The sequence below is a fragment of the uncultured Veillonella sp. genome (assembly GCF_905209685.1).
GTDB lineage: Bacteria > Bacillota > Negativicutes > Veillonellales > Veillonellaceae > Veillonella.
On record NZ_CAJLUB010000035.1, the window covers coordinates 1 to 14,725 of the forward strand.

A 14,725-nucleotide genomic window follows, 5' to 3' on the forward strand; every position below is an offset into this window, starting at 1 on the left:
TTGGAGGACGGTGCACGATGAATCTATTCCTTTGGGGCGCTTTGCCTTACATCGCATTCACCTTCTTAATCGTAGGTACCTTGGTTCGTTTCTTCTATTTTGAAAGAAACTGGACTACAAAATCGAGTGAATTTTTAGAGAAAAAACAATTGCGCATCGCTAATCCATTGTTCCACTTTGGTTTACTATGCGTTATCGGTGGTCACGTAGTAGGTGTATTAATTCCTAAAACTTGGACTGCTGCTATTGGTATTAATGACCATCTGTATCATGAAGGTGCGTTATACATGGGTGCTGTAGCTGGTATCATCTTCATCGTAGGCTTCTTGCTCTTGATGAAACGCCGCTTTACTGTGCCTGCTATGAAAGTTAACACATCTGGCCTTGATAAATGGTTATATTTGTTCTTAACATTAGCTATTTTCAGTGGTATGGCTGGTACATTGCTTAATGCATCCGGTTTCTTTGATTACCGCGTATCTATCGGCCCTTGGTTCCGTAGCTTGCTATCCTTTATGCCAGATCCATCCTTGATGGAAGGTGTACCATTCATGTTTAAATTCCACATGTTGGCTTGGATGGTAGTAGCTATTATCTTCCCATTCAGCCGTTTGGTACACTGCTTGAGTGTTCCACTCAACTACTTAACACGTCCGTTCATTGTATATCGTAAACGAGACGAAAAATAATTAGGATGATGATTGATTTGTATGCCCTTCATGATATGACAAATTAATCGTAGCCCCTTGTAATAGTGAAAGCTGATGCTCACTACTACAAGGGGCTTTTTAATTTAGAATTATTCTTATAATATATACTATCTATCTAATATAAGTAATCTACAAAGTGCGATTTAAATGATAAACTATATCGTATAGATTGAATTTTTAGGTATTATTTTAAAGAGGTATATGATGAATCAAGTTGTAACAAAACAGCAAAAAAGTATTTACCATATCTTTGTATGGATTGCTGTATTTTCCTTAATTATGATCGGTTTATTAGAGTGGGGCTACATGGTCGGTGGCCGTGCTTTTGGTAACTACAAAGTTTACACAGGCCTTGTGCCATGGTGTGTATGGATTGTTATGACCTATTTAGCGACTCGCCCTAAATGGTTTACAAGCCGCTATAATTTAGGTGACATGTATAAGGTGCACCGTGCATTGGGTATTGCTACTGTAGCTGTTATTGCATTCCATTTATATCTCTATTTTGGTAAAGCTGCTAACTCCATCCTTGGTTGGTGGGGTGGCTATGTGGCTCTTACCGCTTTTGGTATTGGTACTATTTCTGGTCTTGCGTTCTTGACGCCAAAACTTAGAAAAGTTACACCATCTGGTCGTAATGTGGGTATTTGGTTACACCGCTTAAATCTTGTAGCATTAGTTGCTGCGGATATCCATATTCATGGTTTTAATCGTATCTCTAAAATGGTACCATTCTTACAAGTCTTTGATATCATTACATACGGTCTTGTTCTTTACTGCATCTATTTGATGTTTAAAAAGAAATAATATGAATTGATAAATCCCTTCTGTATTATACAGAAGGGATTTTTTAGTTATATTTTTATTTTTTAGGAAATAAAATATTCTATATTATCAGTTTGATGCATAAATAATTGTGAGATTGATATACATTATCTATTTACTTACATAATGAAAGCTGATATTATTTGCATGTTAAATATGATAATGATAATTATATCCATATAATTCATTGTCTTTTCATTTTTTATTAATCATTATTTATTGTGTGAGGTTTATTATGATTAAACGTAAAATGACCAGTGCTTTTGCGGTGGCAGCCATGATGGGTGTGGCTACAGCCTTTGCTGTTAATCCATTTTCCGATGTTCCATCCGATAGCTGGGCATACCAAGCAGTAGATCAATTGGCTACAGCGGGTATTATCAATGGTTATCCTGATGGTACTTTCAAAGGCCAAAATAACATTACTCGTTACGAAATGGCTCAAATGATTGCGAAAGGCATGGCTAATCAAGATCGTGCTAATGCAGAACAACAAGCTATGTTGAACCGCTTGGCCGACGAGTTCTCCAACGAATTGAATACACTTGGTGTGCGTGTAGCTAAATTGGAAGACCGCGTAGGCAATGTAAAGGTTACTGGTGATGCTCGTATCAACTACATCGGCAGAGAGGGTATCGATGGTTATGATTACGAAGATAAAATTACAGCCCGTGTACGTTTAGGTCTAGATGCAAAGGTTAATAAAAATACATCTGTTAAAGCACGTATTACAACAGGCTCTATTGAGTTAGGTGATAGTTCTAAAGAAGCTCAAGCTAACTGGGATTTGGCATATGTAGAGCACAAATTTGGTAAAAATGTAGTCGTTGATGCTGGTCGTTATACTCAAAAATTTGGCGGCGGCTTGATTTATAGCTCTAACTTTGATGGTGTAGGTGCTACAGCTAAGGTAGGTAAAAAAGTTACATTAAATGGTGCGTATGGTTATATGACAGCAGGCCGTTTTGCTAAGACGAGTAAAGCTGATAATGGTGATGTAGGTCTTATCAATGCCAATGTGGCTGTTAATGATCGCTTTAGCTTTGGCGGCATGTTTGCTCATGTTGGTACCACGAATGTACGTATGGGTAATGGAAAGAAGAATAACGAATTCGATAATGTATATGGCTTTAATGCTAAATACAATGTTGGTAAATTCGGTATTGATGGCGAGTGGGTAAAAGCATCTGGCTTGAGTAATTCCGATATTTGGAACGTAGGCATTAAATGGGGCGATTATAAAATTAACAAGAAGAACTCTTGGATTATCCGCTTAGATTACTTTGATCAAGCTAAAAATGCACCTGTATTTAAAACGCAAAAATATGAATCTAATGATTTATTAAAGAAAACACGGTATGAAGGTTATAAAGCATGGCAATTAGGTGCATCTTATGCACCAGAGAAAAATATTGGTATTAATGCATACTATGGCTTTAATGCTAAAACACAAGACGGCAATCGTGTAAATGATTACTACCGTGCAGACCTTAACTTCAAATTCTAATTTTGATGCTTACGATTAGGCTGATAGTTAATCAATGATTAGTTCTAAGTAGAATGCTATGTGGATTGAAATTGTTTAGCATGCTACATTAGACCAACTAGATGTATACTAGTAGTTTGTATAAGAAATAGTGAGGTTTATATGGCAGAAGTAGTAAAAAAGCAGTTTAAGAGTAAATATCATATTTTGATTTGGATTGCAGTTTTATCATTAATTTTTATGGGCATGGTTGAATATGGTTATGTAACAGGTGGCCGACCATTCGGCAACTGGAAGGTTCATTTAGGCCTTGTTCCTTATGTTGCATGGCTTGTATTGACATACATTGCGACAAAACCAAAATGGTTTATCAAACGATATAATCCAAAGGAAATGTTTGAAGTTCATCGCATCGTAGGTATTGTCAGTGTCATTCTCGTATGTGCACACTGGTATGTATACTTCCTAAAAGCATTGAAATCCTTCTTAGGTTTCTGGGGCGGCTATATCTCTTTGGTAGCGATGTTTATTGCTCTTATCTTTGCAGTGTTGTATTTATCACCTTGGGTTGGCAACATGGCAAAGTCCGTATCCCGTAAAAAAGCAATCTGGATCCATCGTTTGAACCTTATTGCTATCATTGCAGCAAATATTCACGTGCATGGCTTTGGCCGTTTATCTAAAATGGTGCCATTCTTACCTGTATTTGACGTAGTGACCTATGCACTTGTTATCTATTACATCTACTGGATGTTCAAACAAAAATAGTATGATTGTCATACCTTTTGGATGAGGTTGAAAGTCATATAGTATAAAGACCATCTCTATCCTTTATGTGATAAGAGATGGTCTTTTTTTTCTGTTTAGGATACAATAATATTATGGGTTTATATTCTATAAATCCTTAAAAATATACAGTCTATTAATAAAATAGAGTATATAATAACTTTAAAAGTTAAGAAAGAAGGTCATTATGGATTCTTCTTGGAAACGAATTATTTATCTGATCTGTATTATACAGATCGGTGGGGGAATAACGATTATAGGGGTACTATCATTCCTTCCGTTATTTCTTATAGAGCTAGGTTTACATAATCCAGGTGAAGCTGCTATGTGGGCTGGTATCGTATCAGGTGTAACGCCTTGTATGGTAGCGCTCAGTGCACCGTATTGGTCGCGCAAGGCAAATCAACTGGGACCACGTAAGGTAATGATGTTTATCTTATTTACCTTAATGGTTACAGTAGGGGCCTGTGCTTTCACACAAACCCCGTCTCAGCTATTGGTTCTAAGAATTTTGCAAGGTGTAGTAGGTGGCTATGTACCGATAGGTTTAGCTATTATTGTCCTCATAACGCCTGAGGAAAAGGTGCCATGGGCGATGGGGCTATATCAAGCCTCTATGGTGATGGGGCTCGTGTTTGGACCTCTTATGGGGGGCTTAGCGGCCGATCTATTAGGCTATAGGGCACCATTCTTTGTATTTTCTGGATTGACTGGAATTTGCTTATTAGGTATTTATTTCTTAATGCCTAATCTGCAGTTTAAGCACAAGGTTGATGCTCAAGAATCACAGATTTCTTTGATTAAATCATTTCTAATGATACCCCGAGTTCGCCTATTAGTAGCGATGCAGTTTTTGTGTAATTTTGGTATTACTGGCATTGGTCCAATCTTACCGCTTTATATCAAACATTATATGTCTGTGAATGATGAATTTGTTGCTACTATTGTAGGAATTATTATCTTTGGAGCTGGTTTATTTAGTGCCTTGGCATCTATTTCAATCAGTAAGGTTACACAACGGTTGACGATGCCACGGATTATCTTTACCGCTACATGGGCTGTGGGGTCCCTATTTATCTTGCAATACTTAATGCCTAGCATATGGGGCCTTGGTATATTCCGTGCTATTGCAGGATTCTTTATGGGCTTTATTACACCAATTGCAAATACACTAATATCTAAGGCTGTTCCTATTGAACGACGCGGTATTGTCTTTGGCGCTGTATCTAGTGTAGCGATGATGGGCAATGTATTAGGGCCTGTAATTAGTGGTGTTATTGCACGTGCCTTTGGGTATGGGGCTGTATTCTGGTCTACAGCAGCTATATTCTTTGTAGCATCTTGGTTTGTATACCGTAATTTAGTTGTGTCTCGTGAAAGTAGTTCATCATAGCGAATCTACTTTCAATGAAATATAATCATAGTAATTGTAATTGTAATTGTAATTGTAATAGTTTTAGTTGTATATATAAATATAAACGTTATGTGTGTAGCAGATACCAATATGAGGGGTTGGTAGTTGTTGTGAAGTATGTTAGTGGTGTAGGTCACTAACTATAAGAGAGATGAGAGTGTATCGTTATGTTATTAAAACAATTAGAGTATTTTGTGTGTGTAGTTGATAATAATAGTTTTACCCAAGCTGCGACAGAGCAATATGTGTCTCAATCTGCTATTTCACAACAAATTAAAGCCCTTGAAACAAGTCTTGGTGTGGAGCTGATGGTGAGGGAAAAGAGAAGCTTTCACCTAACACCAGCGGGACAATATCTATATCGCTCTGGTAAAAAATTACTAGAACGCTTTCACGATATTAAGGTAGAAACAACCCGCATCGGCACAGATGCACGTGTCAGTTTACGGATTGGTTATTTGAACCGCTATAGTGGAATGGCTATGCAGCAAACGGTCATTCGCATGGCGAAGCGCTATAAAAATCTAGATATCCGTATGTATAGTGGCAGCCATGAAGAACTGTATGGCATGTTAGATGATCGCCGAGTAGATGTGATTTTTAATGATCAGTGGCAGGTTTTATCTGATGATTTTGAAAGTCATTTGATTGATAAAGCAACTACGATAATTGAGGTGCCACAAGGGTATACAAAGGAAGGTAGCGTTGAAATTAAAACGATTGATGATTTACCGCTCATCCTAGTATGCCGTGGTAAGTATACGATAGGAGAGGAAGAGCATTATCGTAAGGCCATTGGCTATGCTGGAGCCTTTGCGTATGCTCGTACTTTAGAGGAAGCGCGCTATTTAGTGGCAGGTCAACAAGGCTTATTGTTATTAGATCGCTTTAAATACTTAACAGACTCCATGCCTGGCATTGAGCGCAAGGTATTGACCAACCATGGTAAATCCATGGAACGTAATTATTACTTTGTATCTCAACGAAATCAAAGTAATACCTATGTAGAAGCCTTTAGAGAAATGTTTAATCAAGTGCTGTCAGAATTTTAATATACTCAGAGTTTTAATATACGAAGATGAATTATAGTAAAATAAATTCCATCGTAATATTACAAAAGATATTTGTATAACAACAGATATTTGTAATATAAAAGCCGTTAGCATATGCTAACGGCTTTGTTGTTTAAGGATTATACTATTGGAGATATTTTGATTAAATATATTCTAAAAACATTGTAACCCCATCGATGAACAATTTTATACCATAAATGACGAGGACAGCGCCACAGAAGCGGTTGATCCAAGCCATATGGGTGATTTTGATTTTTTTTGCTAACAGATGCATGGTAGCGGCTAAGGATCCAAACCAAATTGGTGTCATAACTAAAAAACCGCCAAAGAAGTGGTAAATGTTCTCTTCTGGGATATTAGCTTGAAAAGCACCGAGCATCATAGTTGCATCAAGTACTGCTTGAGGATTGCCCCAAGATACAGCGATAGCAGATATGATAATCTTACGAATAGGGATATGCGTGTTAACATTGCGTATATCTGGTTCAGTTCTGAAAATATTAAAGCCCATGTACACAATCAGTAAGCCCCCAAAGAGGAGCACGATAAGCTTGGTAAGAGGCCACATTTCAAGGATCGCACCGATGCCAAAAAAGGCCGCCGTACTGAGACTCATATCAAATAGTGCCAGTATGATAAGGGTTAATATGATACGACGTATGGGTTGTACCAATGCTGTATTAATGATAAAGAGGTTTTGCATGCCAACAGGGGCAAATGTTGCGAGACCGACAAGAAGTCCTTGTAAGAAGTACATGTTAACCCTCCTAACTATAGTATGATAAAGTACTAATAAGGTGAATAGTAGCACGAAACCCCTCCATTACTGGAGGGGTTATTACTATTCTAACTATATACAATTATATCATATTAAATTTGGTATGTATATTTCTTACCATAAACCGATCATATGTTGTGCAGCTAGGCTGACTGCTGTAATAGCAACCCAACAACAAGCACCTAATGCAAGAGCGGAACCACCGGATTTTATCAATTTTACAATATTCGTATTAAGACCGATAGCAACCATTGCCATTGTAATAAAGTACTTAGAAATAGTTTTGAATACGCTCAAGAATTGAATATCTACATTCGCATAGGATAAAGCTGTTGTAATGAGAGAACAAATTACAAAGTATAATACAAATTTAGGGAAGATTTTAGCGATGCTAACACTGCCGCCATCAGTTTGAGCAGCATTTTGTTTTGCTTTATATACTTGGTAACTTGCTAAACCTAAACAGATAGGAATGATAGCGAGGGTACGTGTTAATTTAACGATTGTCGCATATTCTAGTACTTGTGTACCAGTACCTTTCATGCTATCCCATACGGCTGCTGTAGCTGTTACAGAGGATGTATCGTTTACGGCTGTACCAGCGAATAGGCCGAAGCCCATGTTGGAAAGACCGATAGCATCACCGAATGGAGGAAATACAAATGCTGCTACTACATTGAAGAAGAATACAACGGAGATAGCTTGTGCAATATCTTGATCCTCTGCTTTGATGACTGGTGCAGCCGCAGCGATGGCAGAACCACCACAGATGGAGGAGCCTACGCCGATAAGCACAGCTGTATTAGAGTCGATATGAGTAAGGCGATAGATAACATAGGACACGATTAAGGATGTAGCGATAGTTGAAATAATGACAGGTAATGAAATCCAACCTACATGTAAAATCTGTGTAATGTTTAAGCCAAAGCCCAATAAAATAACGGCCCATTGTAAAATCTTTTTAGATGTAAATCCAATGCCGGCACCAGTTTTTTCGCGCTTCCAAGATGTGAATACGGAGCCAATAATTATACCTAAGATGATAGCAAAGATTGGACTACCGATAAGGTGAAACTCTAGGCCTAATAGCCAACAAGGAATAGCGAGGACCGCGCAGAGCAGAATGCCTGGCAACGTTTTTTGATTGATACCCATAATAAAAACCTCCTTACTGTACATACAGTTCACGTCATATGTGGTATCATGTGGCGTTTCTCTTCTATAGTTTTAATAGTACCACATTGGGGGAATTATAATCTACCATTAATGTAAGAAATATACAGTATATTCATTTTTATAAATATATAAGAGCGGAAGGCATAATAAATGAATATTAATTATAAATATAGAATTAATATTAGTTTTATGGGTTTCTTGTGAAAGTTATAAGTTATAATAAATATTTATGAGTGATAAATTTCACTTGTTTTGTAGTGAATATATTGTATATAATGAATAGAATCTATTTTATAGATAGAAATGTAAATGAGGTACCTTATGATTGATATCAAAAAAATAATTGAAACTAATAAAGAATATGTGAAAAACCATCCTGAATTACCAAAGGCTGGACTAACAAGCCATCCTACAAAGAAAATGGGTATTGTAACATGTATGGATACGCGTTTAGTATGCATGCTTGAAGAGGCATTAGGTTTTAATCGTGGCGAAATTATCGTCATTAAAACAGCTGGTAATAGCGTAACACAACCTATCGATAATATCGTTCAAAGCTTGCTTGTTGCTACCTATGGTATGGGGATTGAAGATGTATTAGTCATCGGCCATGAAAACTGCGGCATGATTGATTTCTCCGCTACAACATTTATGGAATCCATGAAAGAAAAAGGTATCAGTGAAGATGCAATCCGCATGATCGAACCAGGCCTTATTGACTGGATGGATCGTTTCCATATCTCCGAAGACAATGTAATCTATACAGTTAATTTCTTGCGTAACCACCCACTATTCCCAAAAGGAATGGGATTCTATGGTGGCATGATGGACCCTGATACAGGCGAATTCCGTTATATTGAGATTTAGTGGTGGTCTCGATGGGGCCCCTCTACATAACTACATTTAGGTAAAAAAGAGTGATGACTAAAGTCATCACTCTTTTTCTTTTCCCCAAATAGCCAACCTATTATTAGCGTATTCAAAGGGGCGGATATGACTCTATGGGACTAGTACGGAGATAATGTTATAAAAAGCAGTGTCCCTAAGCGAAGCGCGACTTAGTTTACTATGGAGCGATGAGCTAGGTTCTGTGATTTTTAATTTGGCTCCCACTGATGTATTGGGGCCCCATATAGTCCTATCATGGTTAACCTTAAGCGTAATAATAGGTTGACTATATATTCCGTTTGGCTGTATATTGTAATTAGATTGTAAACTTACTCACATAAATTAGTTAACCTATGCGGCGTTAAGTATCGCTGAGAGGAGACATGTATGAAGCAGTTAGGTATTTCTATAATTGGTACAGATACGGATGTAGGCAAGACGTTTGTGACCGGGCTGTTAGGGGCTATGGCTGTCGATGATGGTTTTGCGGTTGGTATGGTTAAACCAGTGTCCTCCAGTGCAGTACCTTTTCCTGAATGTGTAACGATGGATGAGGATAATTATAATGTTGGTCTTGAAAGCAAGGATGCTACACATTTGATGCGATCAGCAGGTATTCCTGAATCTCGTCGACATGAGGTTAATCCATATGCTATTGCTGGTGATTTTTCTCCTCGTCTTGCAGCAGAACTATCTGGTATAGAAATCGATTATGATGGTGTAGTGGCTCATACATTAGACGTTGTTAATCGTTATGATTTAACCTTTGTAGAAGGTGCTGGTGGTATTACAACACCGCTCTATGGGGATAAAACTTTCACAGATTTGATGAAAGATATTAAATTACCAGCTATCGTCGTAGCGGATGGCCGTCTAGGTTCCATTAACCGCGCTATTTTGACCTGTGAATACGCGAAGATGCACGGTATTGAGGTGAAAGCCATCATCGTAAATGATACAACAGCAGTAGATCCGTTCTTGTTAAAAACAAATGTAGAGGATATGGAGCGCTATACAGGTATTCCTGTAGTGGCTGTTGTACCACCATACCAAGGTCCGGAGATTCAAAAGGTTCAGCTTGGTTGGGCTCGATCCTTTGTGGATTCTAAGAGAGTATGGAATACAGTATTAGGTATATAGTAGTTAGATATTGTAATTTAGACTAATTATTTATGGTAATAGATTGTTATAGTAATTGAGTATTATAGGTATTGAGAGTTATAGTTTGTAGAATTTGTACGTATGAGGTGACGAAATGGCAGAGAAACAGCTTTCACAAGCAGCACAGTGGGACCATGAGTTTGTATGGCATCCATTTACACAAATGCAAGATTGGTTAGCACAAGAACCAGTAGTAATCGAACGTGGTGAGGGGGTATACCTCATCGATGAGAACGGTAAAAAGTATTATGACGGCGTGTCCTCCTTATGGGTTAATATTCATGGACACAATCATCCTGTATTAAACCAAGCCTTGAAGGAACAAGTGGATAAGATTGCTCATAGCACATTGCTCGGTCTTGTAAGCCCGCCATCTGCACAGTTGTGTAAAGAATTGGTAGAGCTCGCGCCAGAAGGCTTAAATAAAGTATTCTTATCCGATGATGGCAGTACGGCTATTGAAGTTGCTATCAAGATGGCCTACCAATATCGCCAACTTGTAGGACAAACAAAGAAAACTAAGTTCATTGCCCTTAATGCAGGCTATCACGGGGATACATTAGGCACCGTATCTGTAGGTGGTATTCAATTATTCCACCAAGTATTCCATAATTTATTATTCAAACCTTTGACATTGCCAAGCCCTGGTGTATATCGCGATGTAGCTGATCGAGAAAAAGCCTTTGAAGAGTCTTTGGCCGAATTAGAACGCATCCTCAACGAAGAGGGCGATGAAATCACAGCTCTCGTTATGGAACCATTAGTACAAGCTGCAGCAGGCATGCTTGTTATGCCTCATGGCTATTTGAAACGGGTTCGTGAATTAACCGCGAAACATGACGTATTCCTCATTGTCGATGAAGTAGCCACAGGCTTTGGCCGTACTGGTAAATTCTTTGCCTGTGAACACGAAGGGGTAGCGCCAGACTTCATGACCTTGTCCAAAGGTATTACTGGCGGTTATATGCCTCTCGCTGCTACATTGACGACACAACGTGTATTCGATGCCTTCCTCGGTACATTTGAAGAAAAGAAAACCTTCTACCATGGCCACTCCTATACAGGGAATGCCTTGGCTTGTGCCGTTGCATTAGCTTCGTTGAAAGTATTCCGCGATGAAAAGGTTATCGAAGGATTACCTAAGAAAATCGAGGCTTTCACCAATGCATTGAAGCCAATTGAAAACTTGAAACATGTTAAAGAGGTTCGTCAACGAGGCCTCATCGTAGGGATTGAACTTGAAAAAGATGTGGCTACTCATGAGGCGTATCGTCCAAATGATGCGGTAGGGGCTAAAGTGGCCATCCTTGCTCGTGAACAAGGCCTCATCTGCCGTCCAATCGGTGATGTGGTAATCCTCATGCCGCCATTGGCGTCCACTGTGGAACAATTAGAGGATATGGTTCGCATTGTTGGTGAAAGTATCCAACGCGCTACTGAAGAAGAGGGAATCCTCGAAGATTTACGTCCAATAATTCTATAACAATTTACGGCTAAGTATTTTATAAAGATTTAAGGTAAACGTAAAAGCTATATATGTCATGATTCTACGGTTCTAGAGTCGTTGGCATATATAGCTTTTTATATGTTTAGCGTATAATGTTTCGTTAAGTCTTTAAACTATAGACTATACATTGTGAAAATTCGATGATATTTTTGCATATCTATGATACTATATACGTATAAAGGAGGTCATCGTATGGACATTTATGTAATTATGCAAGTTATTATTTTATTTGGTGCCATCTTCCTCGGCGTTCGTCTAGGTGGTATGGGCATCGGTTACGCTGGCGGCCTTGGTGTAGTGTTGTTAAGCCTCGGCATGGGGATGTTCCCAGGGCAGATTCCTTGGGATGTAATCCTCATCATCATGTCTGCTATCGCTGCTATTTGTGCTTTACAACTCGCTGGCGGTCTCGATTATTTGGTGCGTATTGCAGAAGGTATTTTGCGTAAAAATCCTAAGCATATCAACTACTTAGCACCAACAGTTACGTATTTCTTAACGCTATTGGCTGGTACAGGTCATACAGCATTTTCTATGATTCCTGTAATTGTAGAGGTGGCAAAAAGTGAAAATATTAAGCCATCTGTACCATTATCCATTGCCGTTGTAGCAAGCCAAATTGGTATTACAGCGAGCCCAGTATCCGCAGCAGTTGTTGCTATGAGTGGTTTCCTTGAACCATATGGGGTTAACTATCCAACATTGCTTGCCATCTGCATTTCTACTACATTCGTAGCGGTTATGATTACGGCATTTATCATGTCTACCTTCGCGAATAATGATTTGTCTTCCGATCCAGTTTACCAAGAACGTCTGGCAGCAGGTCATGTGGCTCCACCTCGTGAAAAGAGTGCTGATTTCCACTTGAAACCAGGTGCGAAAACTTCTGTATTGATTTTCTTGATTGGTATTATTTGTATCGTATTCTATGCAACTGCCATCTCCAAGAACATTGGTCTTATTAAACCTGTTATTTTTGGTCGAAATGATGCCATCGTTGGTTTCATGATGGTAATTGCAGCGGCTATTACATTCTTCTGTAAAATTGATACAGCACAACTTGTTAATACAAGCACATTTAAATCCGGTTTATCCGCATGTGTCTGCGTACTAGGCGTAGCATGGTTGGGCGATACTTTTGTAAAAGGTCATATTCCTGAAATTAAAGCTCTTGCATCTAGCTTGGTAACAGCATATCCATTCCTATTAGCTGTAGCATTCTTCTTTGCTAGTACATTGTTGTATAGCCAAGCGGCGACTACACAAGCATTGGTACCAGCTGTAATTCTAGCTCTCGGCATTACGCCAGAGAACCCAGGATCCGTATACATTATTATCGCATCCTTCGCAGCCGTATCTGCACTTTTTGTATTGCCTACATACCCAACACTCTTGGGGGCTGTACAAATGGACGATACCGGCTCAACACGAATCGGTAAGCTTGTATTTAACCATCCGTTCTTTATCCCTGGCGTACTTGCCATCGCTATTTCAGTAGCACTTGGCTTTGTAGTAGCTCCATTGATGTTGTAATGGTGAAAGCTAATTAAGGTTAATACAAAAGATAATAAAATTACAAAAGGACGTAACTCTTACAGTTACGTCCTTTTTCTTGCATTTACTTATAGATTTTTACTAGCCTTTATTCTTGCAGTTTTTACAGATCCCCGCAATTTCTAGATGATGTTCTGTCACCGTAAAGCCTGCATCTGTTAGTTCCTGTGGCATTTCTACGACAGGACAGGTGTGAAGAGGAATCATGGCCCCACATTTAGTACATACTGCATAGTGACGATGCGTATGAGGAGTTATCTCATAATATGCCATATCGCTGCCCATGAGTGTTGTACGGGTAACAATATCTTTTGTTTCTAATAATTCAAGCGTACGGTAGATTGTAGACATCCATGTGGTGCTACCATCGCCTAATCGCTCTGCGATTTCCATAGCAGTAATCGGTTTATCTGTAGTTGTTAATACTGACCAAATGGCTTCGCGCTGTTTGGTCTTTTTTATGCCTTCAGGCCAATTTGTTGTATTCATAACGCTCTTTCGATTCTGTTTTAATACTAAATATGCTACACAAGTATAAGTAGATAATTTATTTTGCACAGGATAGCTGTCTTATTTTGCTAATAGAATAGCTATCTATATATTGATGATTATCTTTGTTTACTTGCTAAATTGCATACGGCGTAGGATGGTTCTGATGTTTTTGATAACTAATACTACGAGTAGTATTGCAACCGATGTAAGAGATACAAAACCACCTGGAGCTACGTTAAGATAATAGGATCCGAATAGGCCGATGACCATGGCTAGCAAACTAAATCCAATAGAACAGAGTAATGTGGTTCTAAATCCTTTTTCTAATTGTAATGCCGATGCTACAGGTAAGGCAATCATGGCACTTAATACGAGAACGCCGACGATTTTAATAGAAATGGATACGGCCGCAGCCATTAAGATAGCAAAGATGTAATTGATAAAATCAACCTTAACACCGGCTACACGAGCTGCCTCTTCATCATAGGCGATGTAAAGAAGTGAATTATACAAGAAATATAAGGTTAATACAGATAGAATGGTTAGGGCTGCAATGCTAATCATATCTGTTGTGTTTACGGTTAAGATGCTACCGAAGAAGAACACATTAGCGTTAGCTTTCAACTTGCCTGAACTAATAAGAGTAATAGCGGTACCGATACTAAGTGACAAGATGATGGTTAGGATCAGATCGAGATGGTGAGAAAAATATTTTCGCAAGAACTCGATGAGGGCACCGCAGATAGCGGTAAAGATGAATGCTCCTAAGATAGGATTAGTATTTGTTAATAAGCCTAATGTAATACCTGCCAGCGATGCATGGCTCATGGTGTCGCCAATCATACTAGACCGGCGAAGTACCATGAAGATACCAA

At 38.6% G+C, this 14,725-nt stretch carries 14 protein-coding genes; 10 read left to right on the forward strand and 4 right to left on the reverse strand.

What is annotated here, in order from left to right; translation table 11 throughout:
* Positions 1-17: 17 nt before the first annotated feature.
* The 6 genes from narI (at position 18) to QZ055_RS04235 (ending at position 6,273) form a co-directional block, all read left to right on the forward strand.
* Positions 18-689, forward strand: a complete 672-nt coding sequence (narI, locus tag QZ055_RS04210) for a respiratory nitrate reductase subunit gamma (RefSeq protein WP_105081540.1) — start codon at positions 18-20, stop codon at positions 687-689.
* Between the two features lie 225 nt (positions 690-914).
* The gene (locus tag QZ055_RS04215; RefSeq protein ID WP_295824872.1) at positions 915-1,517 is read left to right on the forward strand and encodes a hypothetical protein; all 603 of its coding nucleotides are present in this window, start codon (positions 915-917) and stop codon (positions 1,515-1,517) included.
* A gap of 253 nt (positions 1,518-1,770) precedes the next feature.
* The gene (locus QZ055_RS04220; RefSeq protein ID WP_295824873.1) at positions 1,771-3,042 is read left to right on the forward strand and encodes a putative porin; all 1,272 of its coding nucleotides are present in this window, start codon (positions 1,771-1,773) and stop codon (positions 3,040-3,042) included.
* Positions 3,043-3,183: 141 nt separating this feature from the next.
* Positions 3,184-3,789, forward strand: a complete 606-nt coding sequence (locus QZ055_RS04225) for a hypothetical protein (RefSeq protein WP_005387645.1) — start codon at positions 3,184-3,186, stop codon at positions 3,787-3,789.
* A 205-nt stretch (positions 3,790-3,994) separates the two neighbouring features.
* Positions 3,995-5,200 (forward strand): MFS transporter, encoded by a 1,206-nt coding sequence (locus QZ055_RS04230; RefSeq protein WP_295824874.1) that lies wholly within the window; start codon positions 3,995-3,997, stop codon positions 5,198-5,200.
* A gap of 188 nt (positions 5,201-5,388) precedes the next feature.
* Positions 5,389-6,273: a LysR family transcriptional regulator gene (locus QZ055_RS04235; protein ID WP_295824876.1), complete on the forward strand. Its 885-nt coding sequence runs from the start codon at positions 5,389-5,391 to the stop codon at positions 6,271-6,273.
* Between the two features lie 163 nt (positions 6,274-6,436).
* Here the strand turns inward: QZ055_RS04235 and QZ055_RS04240 are convergent, their stop codons facing one another.
* Both QZ055_RS04240 and QZ055_RS04245 read right to left on the reverse strand, forming a co-directional pair.
* Positions 6,437-7,051: a LysE/ArgO family amino acid transporter gene (locus QZ055_RS04240; RefSeq protein WP_295824879.1), complete on the reverse strand. Its 615-nt coding sequence runs from the start codon at positions 7,049-7,051 to the stop codon at positions 6,437-6,439.
* 135 nt (positions 7,052-7,186) lie between these two features.
* Positions 7,187-8,227 carry a YeiH family protein gene (locus QZ055_RS04245; protein WP_039969534.1) on the reverse strand — a complete coding sequence of 347 codons (1,041 nt, stop codon included), beginning with the start codon at positions 8,225-8,227 and terminating at the stop codon, positions 7,187-7,189.
* Positions 8,228-8,569: 342 nt separating this feature from the next.
* Between QZ055_RS04245 and QZ055_RS04250 the strand changes: the two genes are divergently transcribed.
* From QZ055_RS04250 to QZ055_RS04265, 4 genes are all read left to right on the forward strand, one after another.
* Positions 8,570-9,115, forward strand: coding sequence for a carbonic anhydrase (locus QZ055_RS04250; RefSeq protein ID WP_039969536.1), 546 nt, complete (start codon positions 8,570-8,572; stop codon positions 9,113-9,115).
* A 408-nt stretch (positions 9,116-9,523) separates the two neighbouring features.
* Complete coding sequence (gene bioD, locus QZ055_RS04255) at positions 9,524-10,276, forward strand: dethiobiotin synthase (protein ID WP_295824882.1); 753 nt, start codon at positions 9,524-9,526, stop codon at positions 10,274-10,276.
* Between the two features lie 115 nt (positions 10,277-10,391).
* Positions 10,392-11,780, forward strand: a complete 1,389-nt coding sequence (gene bioA, locus QZ055_RS04260; protein WP_119206999.1) for an adenosylmethionine--8-amino-7-oxononanoate transaminase — start codon at positions 10,392-10,394, stop codon at positions 11,778-11,780.
* Positions 11,781-11,996: 216 nt separating this feature from the next.
* Positions 11,997-13,337 (forward strand): anaerobic C4-dicarboxylate transporter, encoded by a 1,341-nt coding sequence (locus QZ055_RS04265; RefSeq protein WP_105090090.1) that lies wholly within the window; start codon positions 11,997-11,999, stop codon positions 13,335-13,337.
* A gap of 102 nt (positions 13,338-13,439) precedes the next feature.
* On the opposite strand, the gene QZ055_RS04270 is transcribed toward QZ055_RS04265, so the two are convergent.
* On the reverse strand, positions 13,440-13,847 hold the full coding sequence (locus QZ055_RS04270; RefSeq protein ID WP_039969540.1) for a Fur family transcriptional regulator: 408 nt from the start codon (positions 13,845-13,847) through the stop codon (positions 13,440-13,442).
* Positions 13,848-13,976: 129 nt separating this feature from the next.
* On the reverse strand, positions 13,977-14,725 hold a 749-nt coding region (locus tag QZ055_RS04275; protein WP_295824884.1), incomplete at its 5' end, for a metal ABC transporter permease.

Bases quoted from the DNA above. Each gene is read 5' to 3' on its own strand.
- narI (WP_105081540.1), top strand. From the start codon at position 18: ATGAATCTATTCCTTTGGGGCGCTTTGCCTTACATCGCATTCACCTTC.
- QZ055_RS04215 (WP_295824872.1), top strand. From the start codon at position 915: ATGAATCAAGTTGTAACAAAACAGCAAAAAAGTATTTACCATATCTTT.
- QZ055_RS04220 (WP_295824873.1), top strand. From the start codon at position 1,771: ATGATTAAACGTAAAATGACCAGTGCTTTTGCGGTGGCAGCCATGATG.
- QZ055_RS04225 (WP_005387645.1), top strand. From the start codon at position 3,184: ATGGCAGAAGTAGTAAAAAAGCAGTTTAAGAGTAAATATCATATTTTG.
- QZ055_RS04230 (WP_295824874.1), top strand. From the start codon at position 3,995: ATGGATTCTTCTTGGAAACGAATTATTTATCTGATCTGTATTATACAG.
- QZ055_RS04235 (WP_295824876.1), top strand. From the start codon at position 5,389: ATGTTATTAAAACAATTAGAGTATTTTGTGTGTGTAGTTGATAATAAT.
- QZ055_RS04240 (WP_295824879.1), bottom strand. From the start codon at position 7,051: ATGTACTTCTTACAAGGACTTCTTGTCGGTCTCGCAACATTTGCCCCT.
- QZ055_RS04245 (WP_039969534.1), bottom strand. From the start codon at position 8,227: ATGGGTATCAATCAAAAAACGTTGCCAGGCATTCTGCTCTGCGCGGTC.
- QZ055_RS04250 (WP_039969536.1), top strand. From the start codon at position 8,570: ATGATTGATATCAAAAAAATAATTGAAACTAATAAAGAATATGTGAAA.
- bioD (WP_295824882.1), top strand. From the start codon at position 9,524: ATGAAGCAGTTAGGTATTTCTATAATTGGTACAGATACGGATGTAGGC.
- bioA (WP_119206999.1), top strand. From the start codon at position 10,392: ATGGCAGAGAAACAGCTTTCACAAGCAGCACAGTGGGACCATGAGTTT.
- QZ055_RS04265 (WP_105090090.1), top strand. From the start codon at position 11,997: ATGGACATTTATGTAATTATGCAAGTTATTATTTTATTTGGTGCCATC.
- QZ055_RS04270 (WP_039969540.1), bottom strand. From the start codon at position 13,847: ATGAATACAACAAATTGGCCTGAAGGCATAAAAAAGACCAAACAGCGC.